This is a genomic window from Paraburkholderia dioscoreae, from assembly GCF_902459535.1.
Taxonomy (GTDB): domain Bacteria; phylum Pseudomonadota; class Gammaproteobacteria; order Burkholderiales; family Burkholderiaceae; genus Paraburkholderia; species Paraburkholderia dioscoreae.
Genome location: NZ_LR699553.1, coordinates 84,457 through 107,577, shown reverse-complemented (window position 1 = coordinate 107,577; position 23,121 = coordinate 84,457). Strand labels below are relative to the sequence as shown.

Below are 23,121 nucleotides of genomic sequence, written 5' to 3'. Positions count from 1 at the left end.
AACGCCGGCTTCACTTGCGCCTGTCGGAGACCTCACTCACCCTTGTTTTTGCCGAGATCGACGCCGAGTTGCTTGAGCTTGCGGTACAAGTGTGTGCGCTCCAGCCCGGTCTTCTCCGCGACCCGCGTCATGCTGCCGTTCTCACGCGCGAGGTGATATTCGAAGTACGCGCGCTCGAACGCATCGCGCGCGTCGCGCAGCGGAATATCGAACGAGATCGAGGCCGTTTGCGCGGCCAGCGCGCCGCTGCCGAGGCCGTCGGTGGAGAGCATCGGCAATGCCGCCGCCGAAGCCACCGCCGAAGCGCTCACCGGCAACACCGGCTTGGCGGCCGCGCCGCCCGGCGCACCCGCCGCGTTGCCGCGCGCGAGGCCCTGCTCGACGGCCTTCAGCAACTTCTGCAAGGCAATCGGTTTCTCGAGAAAATTGAGCGCACCGATCTTGGTTGCTTCAACCGCTGTATCGATCGTCGCGTGACCGGACATCATGATCACCGGCATGGTGAGTTGCCCTTGCGCCGCCCACTCCTTGAGCAAGGTCACACCGTCGGTGTCGGGCATCCAGATGTCGAGCAGCACCAGGTCGGGCGCCTGGCGCAAACGGAACTCGCGCGCTTCCTGCGCGTTTTCCGCGGCCTCCACGACATGCCCTTCGTCGCTCAGGATCTCCGAGAGCAATTCCCGGATGCCCATTTCATCATCTACCACCAGGATGGTTGCCATTTACGCTGCCTTTGTCTGCACTGTTGCTTTTGTCTTTCCCTGCGACGCACCGCCGTGCGCCGGACGCGGCCCTGTTCCGGGCGTCGCGGCATCGTCTGCCAGTTGAAGGAAGAGGATCGAAATCTGCGCACCCTCGATGACATCGCCCGCTTTCATACGATTGCGGATGTCAATGCGTGCGCCGTGTTCGTCGACGATCTTCTTGACCATCGCAAGACCCAGGCCCGTACCTTTGGCCTTGGTCGTTACGTAAGGTTCGAATGCACGTGTGAGGATACGCGCGGGGAAGCCCGGTCCGTTGTCCGACACGGTCAGACGCACCGCGACACGCACTTTGCCTTCCGCGTCGGGGTCTCCGTATTCTACTGTCCTCGTCTCGAGCAACACACGCGGATGCTCGAGGTCCGCCACCGCATCCTGCGCGTTCTGCAACAGGTTGTGAATCACCTGACGCAATTGCGTCGCGTCGCCGCGAATGGCGGGCAACGCAGCGAGCTCGACCTGGATCGCGCCTTTGCCTTCTTCGATACCGTACAGCGTGAGCACTTCACTGACCAGATCATTCAGTTGCAGATGCGCGAGCACCGCCGGCGGCGTGCGCGCGTAGTCGCGGAAATTATCGACCATCTGCTTCATGGCGGCGACCTGGTTCACGATCGTGGTCGCGCCGCGCTTGAGCACATCGGCGTCGGACGGCGACAGCTTGTCGGCGAGCTTCATCTGCAAACGCTCGGCGGAAAGCTGGATCGGCGTGAGCGGATTCTTGATCTCGTGCGCGAGCCGTCGCGCGACTTCGCCCCATGCGATCGATCGCTGCGCGGAGATCACGTCCGAAATATCGTCGAACACGACGACGTAGCCGGACGTCTGCATGTCTTCCGCGTCGCGATCCGTTGCCGAGACGAGCCGCGCGCCGCGCACGAGCAAGGTGAGCGGCTCGGTTTCGCCCGGCACCTGCACCGAAAACTGCTGCTGCCAGTGGCCGCGATCGTCGTGACCGTCGCCGCTCGCCGCTTCGCGATCGGCAAAAGCCTTGCGGACCATGCCGCCGAATTCGCTCAACACGCCGATCTGATCCAGCGCCGAACCCATCACGGCCTGGAACGGCTGACGGAAAATCCGCTCGGCGCCGCGATTCGCGGTGGTCAGCCTGAACTGCCGGTCGAACACGAACACGCCCGCGGTCAGGTTCGCGAGAATGCTTTCCAGATACGCCTTCGAATGTTCGAGCGCAATGCGGTTGTTCTCGACGGCCGCACGCGCCTCGGACAACTGCCGCGTCATCGCGTTGAACGACTGCGTGAGAAAGCCCAGTTCGTCACGCGATTTGATTTCGCGCTTCGGCGTGTAGTCGCCTTCCGTGATTTCCTTGGTGCCTTGCGCGAGCAGAAACAACGGCCGCGCCAACTGATTGCCGAGCGCCAGCGCCAGCATCATCGCAATGAAGGTGGCGAGAAAGAGCGCAAGCGTCAGCGTGCCAATGTACATCTTGCGCAAACCCGTGCGGCCGAGCGCCTTTTCCTGATACTCGCGGTACGCGCGCTGCACCGCGTCGGCATTGCGCGCGAGCGTGGGCGACACCGGCTGCGTGAGTTGCAGGAAGCGTTCGGTGGGCTGCAGCAGCGAGGCGTTCGAGTCGGGAATGCGTTGCACCACGCGCAGACGCAGCACGCCCTTGCTGCCATGCGCGTGAGGATCGCCGTCCACTTCGCCTTCGATCGCCGCATAGCCACGGCCGCGTGCCTGGTCGATCATCAGCGGCGTGGGGAGGTCGTTCGGCACGAGCGTTGCGTAGTTGCCGGATGCCTGCGCGACCACGTGCATATCGGGCGTCGCCCCCGACATGCTGCGCGTGGGTTCGACGATCGTTGCATCCTGCACGCCGAACTGATCGCGCAGACGCAGCAGCGTGAGCGTGGTGCCCGCGGCGTCCGCGCTCGCGAGCTGCTCGGACATCAAACGGCCCTTGGTCTGCAGATCGGACAGCGACGCGTCGAGCATGCCGCGCCCGAGATTCAGACCGGACGTGAGCGCGGTTTCGACGTTCACATCGAACCACGACTCGATACTGCGCGACACGAACTGATACGACACGACGTAGATGATCCCGCCCGGCACCACACCGACCAGCGCCATGAAGAACGCAAGTTTCGCGAGGAGCCGCGTGCCGAACTTACCCTTTCTCAGCCGCGCGATGATGATGATGACGAGCGTCGCCACCACCAGCAAAAAGATCATCGCGACCGCGAGATTGGCGGCATAGAGCCACTGGTAATAGCGGTCGAAGAATTCGGTGTTCGCGCTGGCGGCGGCCAGCAGCACGAGCAGCAACACGGCCGTGACCGCGACCGTCGACACCAGCACGCGCACGACGATGCTGCTGACACTGGTGGCGGAGCGCACTTTATTTAGCACGTTCGGTCACCGTAAAGGTAAAGCGCTTCCATTCGGATGCGAGATTCCAGTCGCGGTTGTTCACCGCGTCGATCTGGAACGGCTTGGGCATCAGCGCGATGTCGAGTTGCATACGCACCGATGCGGTGTAGTTCTCCCCGGCGTGCACGTCATTGCGGTCTATCACATGCCACGACGTGATGTGCTTGATGACCGCGAGCGCATCCTTGAGCGTGGTGAAGCCGAGCTGCAAACCGCCGGATGACACGCTCGACACGCGGTATTCGCGCGTGAGCGGCTGGAACGACAGGCGAATGCTTTGCGACACGCTCACCGGCTGCTCGTCGAACCAGTACCAGCGCGGCCGGCTCAATTCGAAGTCGGTCGTGAAATAGAGCGGGATACCTTTATTGACCGCGTCTTCGAGGTTGCTATTCAGGTCGAAGTCGAAACGGGCGTCGAGGTTCCAGCCGGTGTTGTCGGCTTGCAGCGACGCACGCTGCACCGCGATCGAGTCAGCGTGCGCCACGCCCGGCGCCGCCAGCCATACGGCCAGCGCAATCCAGAGCACGGCAGCGAGCCGAAGCGGGAGGAAGCGTTTGATGGTCACCGTTTCTGGAAGCGCGCGTAGAAGAATCCGTCGTGGTCTGAATTCGCGCCGGCGCTGTCTTCAGCGGATTGTCCGGCATGGGAACCGGCCGATGTGTCGGCGGGCGCGCGAGCGACTGAAGGCAACAGCTGCCCCGGCGCGTCCAATCGTACCGCATCCTGATACTTGTTTCCAAACCACTGCGCCTGCAACTCGCCTTCTTCGGGAAAGATCGAACACGTAACGTAGAGCAACTCGCCGCCTGGTTTCACGAGCGGCCACAGCGCGTCGAGAATGCGGCGCTGTTCGGCGACGAGCGCGGGAATGTCGGACGCGCGGCGCAGCCAGCGAATGTCCGGATGGCGCCGCACGATGCCCGACGCCGAACACGGCACGTCGGCCAGAATGCGGTCGAATGGCTGGTCGATGTCGTCGTGCCACTTCGCGGGCGCGCCGGCGTCGCCGATCCGCACTTCCGCTTCGAGCTTGAGGCGCTGCAGATTTTCGCCGATACGGCGCGCGCGCGCGGCGTCGCTTTCGAGCGCGACGAGCTGAAGGTCGGCCAGTTCGAGCAAATGGCCAGTCTTGCCGCCGGGCGCCGCACAGGCGTCGAGTACGCGCATGCCGTCGCGCACGCCGAGCAGTTGCGCGGCGAGTTGCGCGCCGGCGTCCTGCACCGAAACGACACCGTCGTTGAAGCCCGGAATGCGGTCTACCGGCATCGGCGTGGCGAGCTTGACGGCATAGTCGCCGCCCTTGCTTGCGGCAATGTGATGGTTTTGCAGCACTTGCAGGTAGGCGTCGACTGTCGAACGGCGCGCGTTCACGCGCAGCGTCAGCGGACCTTGCGTATCGCCGGCAGCGAGCACCGACTGCCATGCGTCGGGCCATGCGCGCTTCACCGCATCGATCCACCAGGCGGGGTAGTTCCAGCACGCCACTTCGTCAGTTTGCGCGGCGCTCAACAGCGCTTCGCGCTCACGCAGAAAAGTGCGCAGCACGGCATTGACGAGCCCCTTGGCGAACGCGCATTCACGACGCGCGGCGATCGCGCTCACCGCCTGATCGACCACCGTGAACGGCGCGTAGGCAGCGTTCGCTTCGTCGTCGATAAGCAAGACCAGCGAGCAGGCGAGCACATGACCGACGTGCGGCGGCGGCGCCTTTTTCACCAGCTTCGCGATTAGCCACTCGGCGGTCGCCAGACGCCGCATGGTGCGGTACGCAATGTCCTGCACCGCGCCGCGCGCGGCCGCGGCGCTACCCTCCGGCGCGGACACGAAGACGGATTGCAGCGCGGCCGGCAAGGCCGCGCCCAGACGCACGGCGCCGACAGCCTGGCCCGCGCAGTCGAGCGCGAAACCGAGCGATTCGGGCGCGAGATGCAGCATCGACAAACGGGATTCGCGCGGACGCGCCGGTGAGGAAGCAGTACGCGAAGAAGGCTTTGTGGTCATGAAGAAGGCTAAGGCAGGCCGCGCGGAACGCGCGACGCAATCAGCACACATTGTAGCGTGGCGCGGTGCACCGACCGCCACGGCCAGCCGGCAGCGGCTGGAGCTGGCCTTTGCACATGTGCGGCAAGCGGGAAAGGGGGAAGCTCTAGCGCAGGTTCGGCTATGCGCTGACAACCCTCAACCGTCGTGAAAACAATTGATGGTCAGGTGATCCGGCGCTGCCGCCGCTCGTTCGCTTGCCCTTTGTGTTCCGCAAAAAAAGGCGAGCCCTCAGACTCGCCCTCCTGAACGCCGCGCTGTGTTATCGCGGCGTTATTCGAAGCGCCCCGTGCGCGCCATTTCCATCAAACGTGCGATGCGTTCCTCGGTAGCCGGGTGCGTGGAGAATAGATTCGCGATACCACCGCCCGCCAACGGATTCATGATCATCATTTGCGCGGTGGCCGGATGCTGCTCGGCGGTGGGAAACGGAATCCCGCTCGCGTAACGGTGGATCTTGTCGAGCGCCGAAGCGAGCGCCTGCGGGTCGCCGGAAATCTGCGCGCCGCCGCGGTCGGCTTCGAATTCACGTGCACGCGAAATCGCCATCTGGATCAACGCACCGGCGATCGGCGCCAGCAGCGCGACCGCAATGCTCGCGATCGGGTTCGTAGGCCGACCGTTTTCGTCGCGCCCGCCGAAGAACATCGCGAAGTTCGCCAGCGCGGAAATGGCGCCGGCCATAGTGGCCGAGACGGTCGAAATCAGAATGTCGCGATGTTTCACGTGCGCGAGTTCATGCGCCATCACGCCGCGCATTTCGCGCTCGGACAATACACGCAGAATGCCGGTGGTCGCAGCAACCGCCGCATGCTCCGGATTGCGGCCGGTGGCGAACGCGTTCGGCGCATCTTCATTGATCAGGTACACGCGCGGCATGGGCAGGCCGGCGCGCATGGAAAGCTCGCGCACCATGCGATAGAACTGCGGCGCGCTGGTTTCGTCGACTTCCTGCGCGTTGTACATGCGCAGCACCATCTTGTCCGAGAACCAGTACGAAAAGAAATTCATTCCAAGGGCGATCACGAGCGCGATCGTCATGCCGCGCGACCCGCCGATCATCCCGCCGATCACGATGAAAAGGGCCGTGATCGCGGCCATCAACATCGCGGTTTTGACCCAATTGAACATGTCTGCAACTCCTTGCCCTAACGCGGGGTTCATATCTGCGCCACATGATCGCGGCGCCTGATTGTAAGCGAAACGTTAGATATGGGCGCGCGAGGAAAATTCAATCATCTCGATGCAGTGGCGAGCTTGACACCCAAGCCGACAAACGCGCCGCCGACGCCGCGGTCCAGCCACTGCTTCACCGACGGCCGCCCGGAGAAGCGCCGCGTCACACTGCCCGCGACCCACGCGACAAGGCTGTTCCACAGCGTGCTCATCACGACGAACACGGTGCCCAGCGTGAGGAAGGCGAGCGCTTTGTGGTCGCTGCCGATCGCCACGAATTGCGGGAAGAACGACACGAAGAACAGCACCACCTTGGGGTTCAGCACGTTGGTCCAGAAGCCTTGCAGGAAAAGCTGCCGCAACGACTTGGACGCACCGGCCGCGCGCGCTTCGCCCGCCGCCTGGTCGGCGGCCGGTTTGGCGAAAATCAGCCGCACTCCAAGATAGATCAGATAAATAGCGCCGACGAACTTGATGACGGTAAATGCGGCGGCCGACGCTGCCAGCAGCGCGGTCAAGCCGAACGCACAGGCCAGCGAGTGAACGCAGCAACCCGCGGAAATGCCGAGCGCCGACATCAGACCCGCGCCGCGGCCTTGAGCGACGCTGCGACCAACGATATATGCCGTGTCCGGACCGGGCGTCACGTTCAGAAGAAAGACCGCGACGACGAAAAATTCGAAATGGGTGATGCCGAACATGGGAATCCTTGAAATGCGGGATATTGCACGGAGGATTCTAACGCGCGGCCGGCTTGTCCAGCGGGGCTTGAACATCGGCCGAATGGACGATGTTCGGGTCATGCGCAAGCGTGTTACTTTGCTTCGGGAAGTTGAAAGCGTTGTCCCACGGCCAGCGCCGAGCCGGCCAGGAATTCGCGCACCGGCAGGCGTTTACCGCCGGGTTTCTGCAGTTGCGTGAGACGCAGCGCGCCTTCGCCACAAACCACGACCACGCCTTCGGGCGTGACCTCGGCAATCGTGCCGGGCGCGCCGCCGGCTTTTGTATCGGCAGGAATCGCGCCCCAGATCTTGATCGACGTGCCGTCTTCGAGCGTGCCGACGCCGCCGGGGAACGGGTCGAACGCGCGCACCTGGCGAGCGAGCACGGCCGCCGGGCGGCGCCAGTCGAGCGCGGCTTCGTGCTTGCCGATCTTTTCCGCGTAGGTGACGCCGTCCGCAGGTTGCGGCGTGGCCGCCAGCCTGCCGGTGCGCTCCAGTTCGATCAGCGCCTCGACGATCAGCTTCGCGCCGTCTTGCGCGAGACGGTCGTGCAGCGTGGCCGTCGTGTCGTCGCCGGAAATCGCCGTGCGCGTTTCGGAGATCATCGCGCCGGTGTCGAGGCCGACGTCCATCTGCATCAGCGTGATGCCGGTTTCGGCGTCGCCCGCTTCGATCGCGCGATGGATCGGCGCCGCGCCGCGCCAGCGCGGCAATAGCGACGCGTGAATGTTGATGCAGCCGAGCGGCGGAATATCGAGCACTTCCTGCGGCAGAATCAGACCGTAAGCGGCCACTACCATGACGTCGTGCGGCGTGGCGCGCAGTTGCCCGATCGCGGCGGCGGCTTCCTCAGGATACTTGCCGGCGCGACGCAGCGAAGGCGGCTGGGCGACGGCGAGTCCATGCTCCTGCGCGTAGCGCTTGACCGGGCTCGTCTGCAGTTTCATGCCGCGTCCGGCGGGCCGGTCCGGCTGGGTGAGCACGAGCGGCACCGGAAAACCGGCACCGTGGATCGCGGCCAGCGCGGCCGCGGCGAACTCCGGCGTACCGGCAAAGATGACGCGCAGCGAATGACTCATGAACGGGGGCGGTAGGCGAGGTGAACGCGCATTACATTGCGTGGGCGAGCTTCTTCATCTTGCTCTTGATGCGCGTCTGCTTCAGCGACGACAGGTACTCGACGAACACGCGGCCCATCAGGTGATCCATTTCGTGCTGGATGCACACCGCGAGCAGGCCTTCGCAGTCCATCTCGAAGGTTTCGCCCTTCTCGTTGAGCGCCCGTACGCGCACTTTCTCCGCGCGCTCGACATTGTCGTAAATGCCCGGCACTGAGAGACAGCCCTCTTCGGAAAGCTTTCTTTCGTCGCTCGACCAGATGATTTCCGGATTGATGAAGGCGAGCAGTTCGTTGTGGTCGTCCGACACGTCGATCACGATCACACGCTCATGCACGTCCACCTGGGTCGCGGCGAGGCCGACGCCTGGCGCGGCGTACATGGTTTCGGCCATGTCCTTGACGAGGCGGCGGATGCGGTCGTTGACCGCTTCGACCGGCTTGGCAATCTTGTGCAGCCGTTTGTCCGGGTAATTGATGATGTTCAGTAAAGCCATGATTTCGAGTGTGATTTTCAGGCGCCGCTGACCGGTGGAAGGCTCGCGTTGGCCATTCGGCCAGGTTGTGGGCTCATCGTATTACGCACAGGATAGATGGTGTCGAACCGGTTCGATTCAACGCGCCACATGCGCTAGACGACGAGCCCGCGCGGGTGGGCGCGGCGCTGCAGTTATTTCGGATGATGAAAATTTTAGCATGGCGCCCGCCTGCCCGCTGGCCCAGTAGGAGGATCGACACGCAATGCACACCTTGCCTGCAACCGACATTGAACTCGCCGCGTGGCTGCGGCTTTCACTCGCGCCAGGGCTGAAACCTGCGGCACTGCGCCTGCTGCTGTGCGCTTTCGGACTGCCTGAAGCGATCTTCGATCAAGCGCCCGAGGCACTCGCCGCGATTGCCGGCGACGCCGCAGCACGCGCGGCGCTGGCGCCGACCGGCCCCGAATTCGACGCCCAACTCGACGCCGTGATCGCGTGGCGTGAGCAACCCGGCAATCAGATCGTGACGCTCGACGACCCCGCTTACCCGCCGGCGCTGCTGACCATGCCCGATCCACCGCCCCTGCTATATATAAAGGGACGCTTGAATCTGCTGCATACGCGAGCGGTCGCCCTCGTGGGTAGCCGCAGCGCTACCCCGCAAGGTGTCGAAGACGCGGAGCGTTTCGCACGGGAGCTCTCGGTAGCCGGCGTTACCGTCGTCTCGGGGCTCGCGCTCGGCATCGACGGCGCCGCGCATCGAGGCGGACTGGAAGGCGTCGGGGGCACCGTCGCCGTGATCGGCACGGGCGCGGACCTCGTGTACCCGTCGGCGCATCACGCGCTGGCGCGGCAGATCGCGGTACAGGGCGCGATCCTCTCCGAATGGCCGCTCGGCACGCCTGCGCGTGCCGCCAATTTCCCACAGCGCAATCGGCTGATTGCCGGGCTCGTCAGCGGCGTGGTGATCGTCGAAGCGGCGATGCGCTCAGGTTCGCTGATAACGGCTCGACTCGCCAATGAGATGGGGCGCGATATTTTCGCGTTGCCCGGCTCGATTCACGCACCGCTGTCGCGGGGGTGTCATCGCATCATCAAACAAGGCGCGAAGCTGGTGGAAACGCCGGACGAGGTGCTGGAAGAACTGGGTTTCACGCGGCGGGAAGCACCGCGGGCGGCTTCGGGTCCGGCGCATTCCATTCTCTGGAGCGATGCCGGTTCAAGAAAGGCGCCAGCGGTAAGCGGCGCGACAGCGGTTCGGCCGAAGCCGGCAACGGCGCAGACGGCAGCGGCATCTGCCGCCGACTCAGCAACCGCCCCGAACCCCGCGCCGCCCCGCCGACCGGTCGATCCCGAAGCCGAGCGCCTCCTCACCGCACTCGGCCATTCACCCACCACGCTTGAAATTCTCGCTACCCGCACCGAGATGGAAGACGCGGCCCTGCAAAGCACTTTGTTGCAACTCGAACTTGCCGGTCAGGTCACCGTGCTGCCCGGCGGCCGCTTCATGCGGGCAAGCCACGGCTGACCCCGCATTGACCGGGTTCGGCGACCATTCGGGATCGGCCATGCTACATTCGCGCCAAAGCACCTGACAAAAGTACGTAAGGAACCACCATGCCCGCGCTGAATCTCGACACCGACCAAGACCGGATCGCCGAGCGCGTCAACGAATCCGAGACGCTGTTCGTTGCCTGCCTGTGCGCGGAATGGTGCGGAACCTGCCGTGAGTATCGGGACGCGTTCGACAAATTAGCCGACCGGCACCCGGAAATCTGTTTCGCATGGATCGACATCGAAACTCATGCGGACCGCTTCGACGATCTGGATGTGGAGAATTTTCCGACCATACTGATCGAAGATTCGGTTACGACGCGGTTTTTCGGCACCGTGCTGCCGCAGGCGGCGATTGTGGAACGGATGTTGTCTGATCTGACGGCCCTGCCCGGCGTCAGCGGCGCGCCCAAACTGCGGCCCGCGCTGACCGCCGCCTGATTCGGCCGCCGGCCTGGAAGCCAGGCAGCCCGGGCGTTGCGGGAGGCGCACAAGGCGTTTGCCGCCGCTTGCCCAATGCCTGAGCACGCAATTATGATGGCGCGCTTTATGGCACTTGACACGCCGGTTTCGCGGCGTGTGCTATAAAGCGGTCGTTAATGGGTCGCAAAGGTCGCAAACGAGGGTCGCGCTGATTAAAAGCGCACTCACGGCCATCAACCCTGATCTACCAACCTCACATCGAGTCATGTCCAAAGCACTGATCATCGCCGAAAAGCCTTCCGTCGCGAACGACATCGCGCGCGCTTTGGGCGGCTTTACCAAGCATGACGAATACTACGAAAGCGACGAGTACGTCCTTTCCTCGGCAGTCGGCCACCTGCTGGAAATTGCCGCGCCCGAAGACTACGAAGTCAAACGCGGCAAGTGGAGTTTCGCCAACCTGCCCGTCATCCCGCCGCACTTCGATCTCAACCCGATCGCCAAGAGCGAGTCGCGCCTGAAGGTGCTGACCAAGTTGCTCAAGCGCAAGGACGTCGACCGTCTGATCAACGCATGCGACGCGGGGCGCGAGGGCGAGCTGATATTCCGCCTGATCGCGCAGCACGCGAAAGCCAAGCAGCCGGTGCAGCGCCTGTGGCTGCAATCCATGACGGCGGGCGCGATCCGCGACGGCTTCGCCCGTCTGCGCAGCGACGAAGAGATGCAGCCGCTCGCCGATGCTGCGCGCTGTCGCTCGGAGGCGGACTGGCTGGTCGGCATCAACGGCACGCGGGCCATGACCGCGTTCAACAGCAAGGGCGGCGGCTTCTTCCTGACCACGGTCGGGCGGGTGCAAACGCCAACGCTGTCGATCGTGGTCGAGCGCGAAGAGAAGATTCGCCGCTTCGTGCCGCGCGACTATTGGGAAGTGAAGGCGGAATTCGTCTGCTCGGCCGGCTTCTACGAAGGCCGCTGGTTCGATCCGAAATTCAAGCGCGACGAGTTCGATCCGGAAAAACGTGATTCGCGCCTGTGGTCGCTGCCCGCGGCCGAAACGATCGTCGCCGCGTGCCGTGGCCAGATCGGCACGGTGACCGAGGAATCGAAGCCGTCCACGCAACTGTCGCCGGCGCTCTTCGACCTGACCAGCTTGCAGCGGGAGGCCAACGGCCGCTTCGGCTTCTCGGCGAAGAACACCTTGGGCCTCGCCCAGGCGCTGTACGAAAAGCACAAGGTGCTGACCTATCCCCGTACCGACGCGCGCGCGCTGCCGGAAGACTATATGGATACGGTCAAAGAGACGCTCGGCATGCTCAAGGAGAGCAACAACTATCTGCCGTTCGCCAAGCAGGTGCTCGACAAGGGCTGGGTGAAGCCGAACAAGCGCATCTTCGACAACTCGAAGATCAGCGACCACTTCGCCATCATCCCGACACTGCAAGCGCCGAAGAACCTGTCCGAACCGGAACAGAAGCTCTACGACCTCGTCGTGAAGCGATTCCTGTCGGTGTTCTTCCCCGCCGCCGAATTCAAGGTGACGACGCGGATCACGGAAGTGGTCGGCCATCACTTCAAGACCGAAGGCAAGGTACTGGTCGAGCCGGGCTGGTTGCAGGTCTACGGCCGCGAGATCAGCGGCGAAGACGCGAACCTCGTGCCGGTGCAGAAGGACGAGAAGGTCAAGACGGACAAGATCGCCGCCCAGCAACTGGTGACGAAGCCGCCTGCACGCTACAACGAAGCCACCTTGCTGTCGGCCATGGAAGGCGCGGGCAAACTCGTCGAAGACGACGAGTTGCGCGAAGCGATGGCGGCCAAGGGGCTCGGCACGCCGGCCACGCGAGCGGCGATCATCGAAGGTTTGCTGGGTGAAAAGTATCTGATTCGCGAAGGCCGCGATCTGATTCCGACCGCCAAGGCTTTCCAGCTCATGACGCTGTTGCGCGGTCTCGGCGTGAAGGAACTGACGGCGCCGGAATTGACCGGGGAGTGGGAATACAAGCTCTCGCAAATGGAACGCGGCAACCTGCCGCGCGACGCGTTCATGCAGGAAATCGCCCGCATGACGCAGACCATCGTGAAGCGCGCGAAAGAGTACGACTCCGACACGATCCCGGGCGACTACGCGACCCTGGAAACGCCGTGTCCGAATTGCGGCGGCCAGGTGAAGGAGAACTACCGGCGCTTTGCCTGCTCGAAGTGCGAGTTCTCGATTTCGAAGATTCCGGGCGGACGTCAGTTCGAAATTCCGGAAGTCGAAGAGTTGCTGCGGAATAAGACGATCGGGCCGCTGTCGGGTTTCCGCAGCAAGATGGGCCGGCCGTTCTCGGCGATCCTGAAGCTCTCGTTCGATGATGAGATCAAGAACTACAAGCTTGAATTCGACTTCGGCCAGGATGCCGGCGGCGAAGACGGCGAACCGCCTGACTTCTCCGATCAGCAACCGGTCGGCGCGTGCCCGAAGTGCAAGGGCCGGGTGTTCGAGCACGGCATGAGCTACGTCTGCGAGAACTCGGTCGCCAATCCGAAAACTTGCGACTTCCGCTCCGGCAAGGTGATCCTGCAGCAGGAAATCGCCCGCGAGCAGATGGCCAAGCTGCTCGAAGAAGGCCGCACGGACCTGCTGACGAACTTCAAGTCGTCGCGTACCGGCCGGAATTTCAAGGCATTCCTCGTCAAGCAGAACGACGGCAAGATCGGCTTCGAGTTCGAGAAGAAGGAGCCGTCGGCGAAGACTGTTGCGAAGACGGCGGCGGCCAAGGCAGCGGCGGAATCAGCAGATTCGGAGTCCGAGGAAGGCGGAGCGCCGGTGGCGGTGAAGGCCGCGCCGGCAGCAAAGAAGGTTGCGGCGAAAAAAGCGCCCGCAACCAAAACGGCGGCAGCCAAGAAAGCGCCAGCCAGGAAAACAGCGGCGCGTAAAACCGGCTCGTAATCAAATCGGCGGCGGGAAGGAGATTCGCTTCCAGCCGCCTGGTTTGCTGCCTGCCACGAAAAAAGGCGCGGTCACTTTGTGACCGCGCCTTTTTCATGTGTCCCCCGGAAAGCGCCCTTTGCAGGCGTTACCGGCTTTATCGATCCAACACCAAGTCCAACACTTACAGCGGCGACAAGGCCGTTGACCGAGTGCGAGGCGTCGTTTTTGCAAGCGTCTTCGGCAGCGGCGATAACTCGCTGTCCAGCAGGCGTGAGAGCGGCTCAGCACCGTCGAACGCTTCCGGCGGCATGGGATCCGCAGAATCCGGCGCCGTCGTCACAGCGGACCGGCCAAGGCCGTCCTCCTTGATCCACTGTTCGCCGAGCAGGCTGTTCGGCGTCTGGCTGAAATGCTCGACCAGATGGTCGATGAACGTGCGCACCTTCGCCGGCAAATGGCGCCGGCTCGGATACGCAATGTTGATCTCGACCTGCGGCAGCCGGTAGTCGCCGAGCAGACGCACGAGCCTGCCGCGCGTCATGTCGCGGCCAATCAGATAGCTCGGCAGGATCGCGATGCCCATGCCGAGCAGCGCAAACTGACGCAGCATTTCGGTGTTGTTCGCGACGATCACGTTCGACGGACGCACGCGCACCTCGCCTTCCGGGCCAGTGAACACACGCTCGTCGCCCCAATATTCGGAAGGCAGGCTCAGGCACGGATGCTCGAGCAGATGCTCCGGACGCGTGGGCATGCCGTGCTTCTCCAGATACGCCGGCGTGGCGCACACCGTCATGCAGCCGGTGGTAAGACGCCGTGTGACGATGCTTGCGCTGCGCATTTGCCGCGCGATCACCACGCCCACGTCGAAGCCTTCTTCGACCAGATCGACCTGGCGGTCAACCAGCGTGACGTCGGGAATGACTTTCGGATAACGCTCCGCGTACGTCTGAAGCACGGGCGCGAGATTGTGCAACCCGAACACGACCGGCGCGACGATTCGCAACGTGCCGACGGGTTCGTGATTGCGCGCCACCACCATCTGCTCGACGTCTTCCAGTTCGTCGAGAATCTGGCGCGCGCGCTCAAGATACACCTGGCCGGATTCGGTCAGAGACAAGCTGCGAGTGGTGCGATTGAGCAGTCGCGTACCAAGACGGCCTTCGAGGTCGGCAACGTGACGGGTGGCAACTGCGTTGGAAATATCCATCGCGCTCGCAGCGCGGGCAAAACTGCCGAGATCCGCCACTTTGACGAAAACTCGCATCGACTGCAAATGATCCATAGGACAACTCCTGCCGTGTTACTGCTTCCTGACAATTGGTGAAAACCAGTGAAGCTAACTTGGAATTCTCCTACGACTCGCGAAATCGTGTGTAAGTTGCCCGCCAAAGCGGAAATATTGTCAATATTTGTGCGACTGTGTGGCGTAACATGGGGTACGACCACCAATTGTTCCGCAAAAAGAAACAATCTGCCGCAACGCAGCTTGCAGAACCTTTTTTGCTCGAACAGAGGTGAGGGTCGCGCGGGCGTTGCGGAATCGGAAAAAATCGCCGCGTGGCGCCCAAAAAAGAAAAACCGCCCGAAGGCGGCTTTTTATGCGAAGTGAATACTCACCTGATCAGGCGGCAAGTTTTCCTTCCAGCGCGCGTTTGGCCTGGGTTAGCGCCGGCGGCAAGCCGTGCTGCAATGTGTCAAACAGCTCGGCGTGCAGCGCGAGCTCGTCGCGCCAGGCGGCGTCGTCTACGGAAATCACCTGCTCAAACTGCTCGCGGCTGAAGTTCAGCCCGCTCCAGTCAATGTCTTCATAGTGCGGCGACACGCCGAATGCATGTTCCTCACCTTGAGCGGAGCCTTCGACCCGGCCGACCATCCAGCTCAGCACCCGCATGTTTTCGCCGAAGCCCGGCCAGACGAACTTGCCGTCCGCGCCCTTGCGGAACCAGTTGACGCAGAAGATTTTCGGCAGCTTCGCACCGAGTTGCGCCAGACGCTCACCCGTCTTCAGCCAATGGCCGAAGTAGTCGCTCATGTTGTAGCCGCAGAACGGCAGCATCGCGAACGGGTCGCGGCGCACCACGCCCTGCTGGCCGGCGGCGGCGGCGGTGGTCTCCGAGCCCATAGTGGCCGCCATGTAGACGCCTTCCACCCAGTTGCGCGCTTCGGTGACGAGCGGCACGGTGGTGGAACGGCGCCCGCCGAAGATGAAAGCGTCGATCGCTACGCCCGCCGGGTTTTCCCAGTCGGCGTCGATAGACGGGCATTGCGAGGCCGGCGCCGTAAAGCGCGCGTTCGGGTGCGCCGCCTTGCGGCCGCTTTCCTTCGCGCCGGCCGGCGTCCAGTCCTTGCCCTGCCAGTCGATCAGGTGCGCCGGCGGTTCATCCGTCATGCCTTCCCACCAGACGTCGCCGTCGTCGGTCAGCGCGACGTTCGTGAAGATCACGTTTTCCTTCAACGTGGCCATTGCGTTGAAGTTGGTCTTTTCGCTCGTGCCCGGCGCCACGCCGAAGTAGCCGGCTTCCGGATTGATCGCGTACAGGCGGCCGTCCTTGCCCGGTTTGATCCACGCGATATCGTCGCCGATCGTGGAGATTTTCCAGCCGTTCAGGCCTTCCGGCGGAATCAGCATCGCAAAATTGGTCTTGCCGCACGCCGACGGAAACGCCGCCGCGACATGATGCTTGCGTCCTTCCGGCGAAGTCACGCCGAGAATCAGCATGTGCTCGGCCAGCCAGCCTTCGTCGCGGCCCATAGTCGACGCGATGCGCAGCGCGAAACACTTCTTGCCGAGCAGCGCATTGCCACCATAGCCCGAGCCGTAGCTCCAGATTTCACGCGCTTCAGGAAAGTGGACGATGTATTTGGTTGTGTTGCACGGCCACGGCACGTCTTTCTCACCCGCCGCGAGCGGCGCGCCTACCGAGTGGACGCACGGCACGAACTCGCCGTCTTCGCCCAGCACGTCGCATACCTTTCGGCCCATGCGCGTCATGATGCGCATGTTGGTGACAACGTAGGGGCTATCGCTCAATTCCACGCCAATGTGCGCGATCGGCGAACCGAGCGGCCCCATCGAAAACGGCACCACATACATGGTGCGGCCGCGCATGGCGCCGTCGAACAGGCCATCGAGGGTCGAGCGCATCTCGGCCGGCGCGACCCAGTTGTTGGTGGGGCCCGCGTCCTCGCGTTGCTGCGAGCAGATGAAGGTGCGATCTTCGACGCGCGCCACGTCGGACGGGTCGGACCATGCCAGATAAGAGTTGGGACGCTTCACGGGGTTGAGTTTTTTGAGTGTGCCCGCTTCGACCATCTGCGCGCAAAGCCGGTCGTATTCCTCCTGCGAGCCGTCGCACCAGACGATTCTGTCCGGCTTGGTCATGGCAGCGACGCGCTGCACCCAGTCGACCAGTTTTCGGTTTTTGACCCACGCGGGCGCCTCGATAGTGGGCTGCCCTTCGAATGAGGGATGGTTCATCGACTTGTCTCCGTTTTGAAAGCAATAAAAAAACGGTACAAGCCCAGCGACGCTGCATGCGAGAGGCGTTCAATTCTTCACGCCGGGGTTCCAGCCACCCGACGCGCGATTGTGCAGGTCATTCCGGGCCACACAGCCTGTTGAACGGAGAGTCCAGCCGACGGGGCTTCTGCAACCGTCTGTAAAGCGGCTTGCCTCAACACGCAACAAACTGTTAAAAACGATGTCAATCGGCCTTGCCGTGCGCTTCCGTTCATTCTGTGCGGTAGCTGCTACGGTAAGGCATTCAGCCAGACCGGCATGTGACCTGGGTCACATGGTGGGACAGTCAGCATAACATTCCGTTCCGCACCACCAAGGTGCGGCGCAAGACACATACCATGAAGATTGCCATCCTCGACGATTACCAGGACGCCGTTCGCAAGCTCGACTGCTTTCAATTGCTGGCCGACCATGAGGTCAAGGTTTTCAACAACACCGTCCGCGGTCTCGGCCAACTGGCAAGCCGCCTTTCCGAAGTCGATGCTCTCGTCCTGATTCGCGAACGCACGCGCATCACCTCACAACTGCTCGACAAATTGCCGCGTTTGCGCATGATCAGCCAAACCGGCAAGGTCTCGAGCCACATCGATCTGGCGGCTTGTACCGAGCGCGGCATTGCCGTGCTGGAAGGCACCGGTTCACCGTTCGCGCCCGCCGAGTTGACGTGGGCTCTCATCATGGCGGCCCAACGGCGGATTCCGCAATACGTAGCAAACCTTAAGCAGGGAGCCTGGCAGCAGTCTGGCCTGAAGACGTCCGCGCTGCCGCCGAATTTCGGCTTGGGCCAGGTGTTGCGAGGGCAGACGCTCGGGATTTGGGGTTACGGCAAGATCGGTCAACTGCTCGCCGGATACGGCAAGGCATTCGGCATGAACGTGCTGATCTGGGGTCGCGAGCATTCGCGCGAAGCTGCTCGCGCCGACGGTTACGGCGTGGCGGAGAGCCGCGAGGCATTGTTCGAGCAGAGCGACGTGCTGTCGCTACATTTGCGCCTGCACGACGACACGCGCGGCATCGTCAAACAGGAAGACCTGATGCGGATGAAGCCCACCGCGCTGCTCGTGAATACGAGCCGGGCCGAATTGCTCGACGAGAACGCGCTGGTGAATGCACTGTCGCACAATCGCCCGGGGATGGTCGCCATCGATGTCTATGAAAGCGAGCCGATTCTGCAGGGCTACAGCCTGCTGCGTATGGAAAACGTGATCTGCACGCCGCATATCGGCTATGTGGAACGGGAGAGCTACGAGCAGTACTTCACCGCCGCGTTCAATAACATTCTGGCTTTCGATGCTGGCGATTCGGCCAGCGTGGCTAATCCGGAAGCGTTGCAGGGCGGCCGCCGGCGCTAAGCGCCCGGCTCTTTCTTTGGCGAGCGAGTTTCTGCGGGCGCGCCGCTCGTCACCGTGAGGATTCGCACCGCCGGTGCGCAGTTCAGCGCGCCGCTTCGTGCGCGCCGGCTTCCAGCAGATCGGGCATGCGTTCGAGGAAGGTCTCGCCATCGGCGCGACCGAGGTTGTAAGCGTGAACCATCTGCGAGGGACTTGTGTAATCCCAGCTGGAAATCGGCACTTTGCGCGACGGCTGCACATAGAGCCGTTGCTGTACACCGTGCGGCACGACGAACATCTGCGGACGCGGATAGAGGCGCGTGACCATTACCAGCACGTAGCCCGGCGCCTCGGCGTCGAGCGCGCCGACCGGTACGTTGTCGACCATCCCGCCGTCCAGCACCGGCCGGCCGTTGCGCCGCAGAACCGGCGTGAAGGGCGGCGTACTCGACGATTGCAGGATCAGATCCGCCAGATCCTCGACGTTCGCGCAGTCCTGCGCGCGCACGAACTCGGGATGAAAGCCGAGCGTCTGACCGAGCGTGGGATGCAGCGTCTTGCGCACGTACTTTTCGATGTTGTACGCGATCAGGCCGGCGGCCACCGCGCTGCGCGCACCGAGCCAGCGCGGCAGATGTGACACGCCGATGCGGATTTCCGGCGCGTCGGCGAGCGTTGAAAACTTCTCGCCGTAGATGTCGAGCAGTGCCTGACGGTAGATGCGGTAATGCGGAAACACTGACTCTCTACGCAGCAGGTTGCCCCAGTAGGCGTTGCGGGTGTTGTGACGCAGAGCGTCCTCGTAATAACGCATTACCCAGTCGGAATCGCGCGTGTAGAGCATGCACGCGGTGGCGGCGCCGGCCGAAATGCCGGTGATTACGCGCGGCCGGATCCGCAACTCCGGCTGCACTACATCCCAGAAACCCGCCTGCCACCAGCAGCGATTGCCGCCGCCGGCGAATACGACCTGATCGAACATCCTGATTTTTCCTCTAATGCGGGTCTCTGGCCCGTCGTTCTAGTCGAGCAGTGCGTAGGTCGTGGTGGCGTGGACGGCCATGTTGCCGGATTCGTCGAAGAGTTCGACCTCACCGAACACCAGGTTGCGGCCCATGCGCAGCACCCGGGCGGTGATCAGTACATCGCCCTTGCGCACCGTGCGCATGAAATTGATGTTGAGCGAGACCGTGCTCATCGGCTTGAAGCCGCCGAGCGCGGCCGAAATAGCGACGATCATCGCCGTGTCTGCTGCAGCCATGAAGACCTGGCCGCAGATCACGCCGCCCGCATGACGCAGTCCGCCCGAAAACGGCAGTCGCAGCGTGGCGCTTTCTTCATCGACCTTGACCGGCGTCAGCGTGAGGGCACGGACCCACGGCGCGAGGATGCGGTCGAGCAATTCGATAATCTCTTTGTCATCCATGGCAATCCCCGGTCGAAAACCGCGCGAGAGTTCGCGCAGCAAGGCGTCCGCGACATGATACCGGGACGATACAGGCAGCGCTTTTTTCACGACAGAGCGCGTACCGAGGAACGCCTCGAGGCCGTCGATGCAAATTTTTTTAAGAAATCTGCTAAGGGGACTTGGCAAGTCCGAAAAATTTCTGCATAATTTCGCTTCTGTTGGGGGCGTTAGCTCAGTTGGTAGAGCAGCGGACTCTTAATCCGTAGGTCGAGTGTTCGAGTCACTCACGCCCCACCAAGTATTCAAAAGGCTCCCGAGCGATCGGGGGCCTTTTTCATTTGTGGCTCTGTGCCGCAAATGTGTCATGGCAGAGCGATTACCGCGTCAATCGTCTTGGCATGATCCGCTAGGTTGGCCGGACTCAGATGAGCATACCTCTGCACCATCTGTACTGACTGCCAGCCTCCCAGCTCCTGCACTGCATACAGCGGCGTCCCGTTCTGCACCAACCAGGATGCCCAACAATGCCTTAGATCGTGCCAGCGGAAATCATTGATCCCAGCATCTTTCAAGGCATTCCGCCATGCGCGCGTGTTGGCATTGACGATGGGCTTACCCCTGAACGTAAAGACCCGCTCGGGATGTTTGCCCTTCTGCCGCACTAGCACGTCATAGGCCGTATCGTTCAAGCTAACATGGTGGCTGACTTGGTTTTTCATTTGATCGCAGTGGAACCAGACCACCCGGCGAGTCAGATCGACCTGCGACCATTCCAGCTTCAGCACGTTCGCCTGCCGCAACCCAGTTGCAAGTGAAAACAAAACCAGCTCCCGCGTATGGGGCTGCAAACGATCCAGCAGACGACGCACCTGATCCGGTGTTAGCCACCGAACCCTGCGCTTGGCTTCCTTAAAGAGCGTGATTTTCGGAACCCGGTCCACCCACTCCCACTCACGCGAGGCTTTCCGCAGAATGGCGCGGATCAATGCCAGATAGCGGTTAGCGGTGGCCGGGCTCGCATCCTTCGCCTTCTGATTACCAATCTGCATCACCAGATCACGCGAAATCGCATCCAAAGGCGTCCCACCCAAGTATTGCTGCAACCATCGCAGCTTTACCTTGTCCTCCTCATGCGTGCGCTTATGTGCCGTTTCCGTTAGCCACTGCCACGCCGCTTGATCCCAGGTGTAGGTTGGCCGCTCGCCGAGCCGTCCGACCCGCCACGCTTCCGCTTTGAGCTTGTCGTGGAACTCTTGGGCTTCCTGCTTGTTTTCGGTGCCAGCAGAGACTCGAGTTCTCTTGCCGCCCGGGCTGGTGAAATCAACCCACCAGGTACTACCGCGTCTGAAAAGCGCCATGTTTTCTGACTCCCATGATCACCTTGCAACGCTTGCCGATTCGAAGCATAAAGCGAACGCAGGTAATTTTGTAGATCTTCTTGGAGGAATACCCACTGCTTGCCGGGCTTGGCCGCCGGCACCAGCCCGGACTTCGCCCGACGGCGAAGTCCCTCGGGATGCATTTTCAGCATGTCGGCCGCCTCACCCAAAGTCAGGGTGCGCATGTCACTCTTCCGACTCGGCGTCGTCGGGATTCACGCCAACCGCGGCATCATCGGCCGACCGTACACAATAATCGTGAAGACCACCACTCCCTGTACGGTGGCGGACTTCAGAAATCTGGCGCTCTTCAGGAGTACCGATCATAGAAATGCGAGTCTCCGCCGAAGGCCGCCGCGAATGACGAAGGCCGCCACCGTGCGGAGTCTCGTGCCCCTCTGTTTCTCCGCGACGATCTTCATCAGCGTCAGCGGGAATCGCCCACATCCACCCGCCCTTCATCCCGGCTTTGCGTGCCTCAACCCCAAGATCGCGCTTGGCACGCTCGACCGTTCGCCATGCGTAACCCGCACCGGTGGCATCAGCCTTGATGCTGTTTACAGGAACAGGTCCCTGGACAAGAAGACTGGCGAGGAAATCGGCAGCCTCTTCACGCTCGGTCTTCTCGTCGTCACCGGGAAGCATTTCCACGTCGCCCAGGATTTCGCGCGCGTTGCCCTCGATCAAGCCTCCCCAAACGACCCGACTGGCCGGTATGCCATTTACATCCACCTGTTCCAGCATGTACTCGATACCGCCGTCATCAAACGTGATGTTGGCTTTCGCGCGAGCAAGGATGCGGCGCTCTTCGGCTTCGTCTTTTCCGGCCACCAGCACCATGCGAGCAAGTGCCACGAACGCACCAGAACCGATGACCCGCTCGGCGGGACTGCTGCCTCTAGTCCCCTTGGCGAAGTGAGAGATCCCTAGGACCGCACACCCGTATCTAGCTGCCATGTCGACCAACGCCTGAAGATCGCGGCGTACATCATTTGCACGGTGCGCATCGCCCGAGACAGCGCTCACGATCGGGTCAACGATCAGCAGGCTCGCGCCTCCCATGGCCTCAACCCGCTCACCCAGAAGAGGAATGTCGAACGCCGGGTCGAACGGCTGAACCTCGTCGTTCTCGTCAATCCGGCTGCGGACGAAATACACGCGATCGAGATCGGCCCCTGCCGCCATCAAGCGCGGGACGAGCGTATCGGCGACATCATCCTCACCGCTCCAAAAGAGCACATTACCCCTGCTCGCACAGCGGGGACCATCCGGCCACGCCCCGCCCGCTGACACGATTGCCGCCATCGCCACGGCCAGCGTGGTCTTGCCCGTTCCCGGCGAGCCAGCCAACAGGCTCAATTTCCCCTCGGGGAGCCAGTCCTGCCAGAGCCACCGAATTGCCACTGGAGCGACTGCCGAAGCACGCGAAAGCATGATGCCCTCGCGAAGAGGCTCCGCACGTTGCTCCGGAGGGAGCAACGGCTGTACTCGCGTCTCGCGGCTTGCTACACCGCGATCCGGCACGATGTTCGTCTGCGGCTTCCTAGCCGCGAAATTTTCTGCTTCTTTCACGATGACTTCCTTTGAAATTGAGCCCCAAATGCACCTGCCGCGGGGCGTTCGATCAGGTGCATTGAGGACAATTTTCCGTTGGTCGTCGATAACACTGGTTTATAATTTGTACCTAACTAACAGTTTGATTTTTAAAAAAAAGTACAATTTGGTGCCGGTTGTTATGAAACAATACAAGGACGATGAACTCCGGAAGCAGGCCGCGGCGTGGTCGCGCATCACGTGCCTCGTCTCACGCAACGCAAGCATCGGCAACAAGCGGGTCCCGTATTGGCGGCTGGAGGCCATCTTCAAATGTGGGGACGGTACCGGGAGGCTCTGG

General features: G+C 62.4%; 18 protein-coding genes, 1 tRNA gene and 1 pseudogene. 5 read left to right on the top strand and 15 right to left on the bottom strand.

All coding sequences use genetic code 11. The features are described 5' to 3' along the window. Positions 1-32 precede the first annotated feature (32 nt). From esaR to def, 8 genes are all read right to left on the bottom strand, one after another. Positions 33-722, bottom strand: a complete 690-nt coding sequence (gene esaR / locus PDMSB3_RS00525; protein WP_007179708.1) for a response regulator transcription factor EsaR — start codon at positions 720-722, stop codon at positions 33-35. After that, positions 723-3,137: a sensor histidine kinase gene (locus PDMSB3_RS00520; protein ID WP_007179709.1), complete on the bottom strand. Its 2,415-nt coding sequence runs from the start codon at positions 3,135-3,137 to the stop codon at positions 723-725. It abuts the gene before it with no gap. Continuing rightward, on the bottom strand, positions 3,127-3,726 hold the full coding sequence (locus PDMSB3_RS00515; RefSeq protein WP_007179710.1) for a DUF4390 domain-containing protein: 600 nt from the start codon (positions 3,724-3,726) through the stop codon (positions 3,127-3,129). Before PDMSB3_RS00515 ends, PDMSB3_RS00520 begins: the two co-directional genes overlap by 11 nt. Beyond that, on the bottom strand, positions 3,723-5,162 hold the full coding sequence (gene rsmB, locus PDMSB3_RS00510) for a 16S rRNA (cytosine(967)-C(5))-methyltransferase RsmB (RefSeq protein WP_035517760.1): 1,440 nt from the start codon (positions 5,160-5,162) through the stop codon (positions 3,723-3,725). Before rsmB ends, PDMSB3_RS00515 begins: the two co-directional genes overlap by 4 nt. Before the next feature lie 312 nt (positions 5,163-5,474). Beyond that, positions 5,475-6,332, bottom strand: a complete 858-nt coding sequence (gene htpX / locus PDMSB3_RS00505) for a zinc metalloprotease HtpX (protein WP_165184246.1) — start codon at positions 6,330-6,332, stop codon at positions 5,475-5,477. A 104-nt stretch (positions 6,333-6,436) separates the two neighbouring features. Continuing rightward, positions 6,437-7,078, bottom strand: coding sequence for a LysE family translocator (locus PDMSB3_RS00500; protein ID WP_007179713.1), 642 nt, complete (start codon positions 7,076-7,078; stop codon positions 6,437-6,439). A 113-nt stretch (positions 7,079-7,191) separates the two neighbouring features. After that, complete coding sequence (gene fmt, locus PDMSB3_RS00495; RefSeq protein ID WP_165184244.1) at positions 7,192-8,178, bottom strand: methionyl-tRNA formyltransferase; 987 nt, start codon at positions 8,176-8,178, stop codon at positions 7,192-7,194. A 31-nt stretch (positions 8,179-8,209) separates the two neighbouring features. Continuing rightward, positions 8,210-8,713 (bottom strand): peptide deformylase, encoded by a 504-nt coding sequence (def, locus tag PDMSB3_RS00490; protein ID WP_007179715.1) that lies wholly within the window; start codon positions 8,711-8,713, stop codon positions 8,210-8,212. A 244-nt stretch (positions 8,714-8,957) separates the two neighbouring features. Between def and dprA the strand changes: the two genes are divergently transcribed. From dprA to PDMSB3_RS00475, 3 genes are all read left to right on the top strand, one after another. Beyond that, positions 8,958-10,223, top strand: a complete 1,266-nt coding sequence (gene dprA / locus PDMSB3_RS00485) for a DNA-processing protein DprA (RefSeq protein ID WP_007179716.1) — start codon at positions 8,958-8,960, stop codon at positions 10,221-10,223. A gap of 89 nt (positions 10,224-10,312) precedes the next feature. Next, positions 10,313-10,690, top strand: coding sequence for a thioredoxin family protein (locus tag PDMSB3_RS00480; RefSeq protein WP_007179717.1), 378 nt, complete (start codon positions 10,313-10,315; stop codon positions 10,688-10,690). A 247-nt stretch (positions 10,691-10,937) separates the two neighbouring features. Further along, the gene (locus PDMSB3_RS00475) at positions 10,938-13,604 is read left to right on the top strand and encodes a DNA topoisomerase III (protein WP_007179718.1); all 2,667 of its coding nucleotides are present in this window, start codon (positions 10,938-10,940) and stop codon (positions 13,602-13,604) included. 163 nt (positions 13,605-13,767) lie between these two features. Here PDMSB3_RS00475 and PDMSB3_RS00470 read toward each other — a convergent pair whose 3' ends face one another. Together PDMSB3_RS00470 and PDMSB3_RS00465 are read right to left on the bottom strand one after the other, a co-directional pair. Next, positions 13,768-14,871: a LysR family transcriptional regulator gene (locus tag PDMSB3_RS00470; RefSeq protein WP_007179719.1), complete on the bottom strand. Its 1,104-nt coding sequence runs from the start codon at positions 14,869-14,871 to the stop codon at positions 13,768-13,770. Positions 14,872-15,210: 339 nt separating this feature from the next. Next, positions 15,211-17,067 (bottom strand): phosphoenolpyruvate carboxykinase (GTP), encoded by a 1,857-nt coding sequence (locus tag PDMSB3_RS00465; RefSeq protein ID WP_007179720.1) that lies wholly within the window; start codon positions 17,065-17,067, stop codon positions 15,211-15,213. Positions 17,068-17,447: 380 nt separating this feature from the next. On the opposite strand from PDMSB3_RS00465, the gene PDMSB3_RS00460 reads away from it, so the two are divergent. After that, positions 17,448-18,461: a D-2-hydroxyacid dehydrogenase family protein gene (locus PDMSB3_RS00460; RefSeq protein WP_035518441.1), complete on the top strand. Its 1,014-nt coding sequence runs from the start codon at positions 17,448-17,450 to the stop codon at positions 18,459-18,461. Positions 18,462-18,543: 82 nt separating this feature from the next. Here the strand turns inward: PDMSB3_RS00460 and PDMSB3_RS00455 are convergent, their stop codons facing one another. After that, positions 18,544-19,422: a patatin-like phospholipase family protein gene (locus PDMSB3_RS00455; RefSeq protein WP_007179722.1), complete on the bottom strand. Its 879-nt coding sequence runs from the start codon at positions 19,420-19,422 to the stop codon at positions 18,544-18,546. 39 nt (positions 19,423-19,461) lie between these two features. Next, positions 19,462-19,866, bottom strand: coding sequence for a PaaI family thioesterase (locus PDMSB3_RS00450; RefSeq protein ID WP_007179723.1), 405 nt, complete (start codon positions 19,864-19,866; stop codon positions 19,462-19,464). 203 nt (positions 19,867-20,069) lie between these two features. Here PDMSB3_RS00450 and PDMSB3_RS00445 point away from each other — a divergent pair. Further along, a tRNA-Lys gene (locus PDMSB3_RS00445) sits at positions 20,070-20,145 on the top strand. A 65-nt stretch (positions 20,146-20,210) separates the two neighbouring features. On the opposite strand, the gene PDMSB3_RS00440 is transcribed toward PDMSB3_RS00445, so the two are convergent. The 3 genes and pseudogenes from PDMSB3_RS00440 to PDMSB3_RS00430 form a co-directional block, all read right to left on the bottom strand. Beyond that, positions 20,211-21,206 carry a tyrosine-type recombinase/integrase gene (locus PDMSB3_RS00440; RefSeq protein WP_232064082.1) on the bottom strand — a complete coding sequence of 332 codons (996 nt, stop codon included), beginning with the start codon at positions 21,204-21,206 and terminating at the stop codon, positions 20,211-20,213. A gap of 65 nt (positions 21,207-21,271) precedes the next feature. Further along, positions 21,272-21,412, bottom strand: a pseudogene (locus PDMSB3_RS38390) (helix-turn-helix domain-containing protein); the annotation flags it as partial. A 1-nt stretch (position 21,413) separates the two neighbouring features. Then, positions 21,414-22,799, bottom strand: coding sequence for an AAA family ATPase (locus tag PDMSB3_RS00430; protein ID WP_232064080.1), 1,386 nt, complete (start codon positions 22,797-22,799; stop codon positions 21,414-21,416). Between the last annotated feature and the right edge of the window lie 322 nt (positions 22,800-23,121).

Bases quoted from the DNA above. Each gene is read 5' to 3' on its own strand.
- dprA (WP_007179716.1), top strand. From the start codon at position 8,958: ATGCACACCTTGCCTGCAACCGACATTGAACTCGCCGCGTGGCTGCGG.
- PDMSB3_RS00460 (WP_035518441.1), top strand. From the start codon at position 17,448: ATGAAGATTGCCATCCTCGACGATTACCAGGACGCCGTTCGCAAGCTC.
- PDMSB3_RS00470 (WP_007179719.1), bottom strand. From the start codon at position 14,871: ATGGATCATTTGCAGTCGATGCGAGTTTTCGTCAAAGTGGCGGATCTC.
- PDMSB3_RS00450 (WP_007179723.1), bottom strand. From the start codon at position 19,866: ATGGATGACAAAGAGATTATCGAATTGCTCGACCGCATCCTCGCGCCG.
- PDMSB3_RS00465 (WP_007179720.1), bottom strand. From the start codon at position 17,067: ATGAACCATCCCTCATTCGAAGGGCAGCCCACTATCGAGGCGCCCGCG.
- PDMSB3_RS00480 (WP_007179717.1), top strand. From the start codon at position 10,313: ATGCCCGCGCTGAATCTCGACACCGACCAAGACCGGATCGCCGAGCGC.
- fmt (WP_165184244.1), bottom strand. From the start codon at position 8,178: ATGAGTCATTCGCTGCGCGTCATCTTTGCCGGTACGCCGGAGTTCGCC.
- PDMSB3_RS00455 (WP_007179722.1), bottom strand. From the start codon at position 19,422: ATGTTCGATCAGGTCGTATTCGCCGGCGGCGGCAATCGCTGCTGGTGG.
- PDMSB3_RS00475 (WP_007179718.1), top strand. From the start codon at position 10,938: ATGTCCAAAGCACTGATCATCGCCGAAAAGCCTTCCGTCGCGAACGAC.
- def (WP_007179715.1), bottom strand. From the start codon at position 8,713: ATGGCTTTACTGAACATCATCAATTACCCGGACAAACGGCTGCACAAG.
- esaR (WP_007179708.1), bottom strand. From the start codon at position 722: ATGGCAACCATCCTGGTGGTAGATGATGAAATGGGCATCCGGGAATTG.
- rsmB (WP_035517760.1), bottom strand. From the start codon at position 5,162: ATGACCACAAAGCCTTCTTCGCGTACTGCTTCCTCACCGGCGCGTCCG.
- PDMSB3_RS00500 (WP_007179713.1), bottom strand. From the start codon at position 7,078: ATGTTCGGCATCACCCATTTCGAATTTTTCGTCGTCGCGGTCTTTCTT.
- htpX (WP_165184246.1), bottom strand. From the start codon at position 6,332: ATGTTCAATTGGGTCAAAACCGCGATGTTGATGGCCGCGATCACGGCC.
- PDMSB3_RS00440 (WP_232064082.1), bottom strand. From the start codon at position 21,206: ATGGCGCTTTTCAGACGCGGTAGTACCTGGTGGGTTGATTTCACCAGC.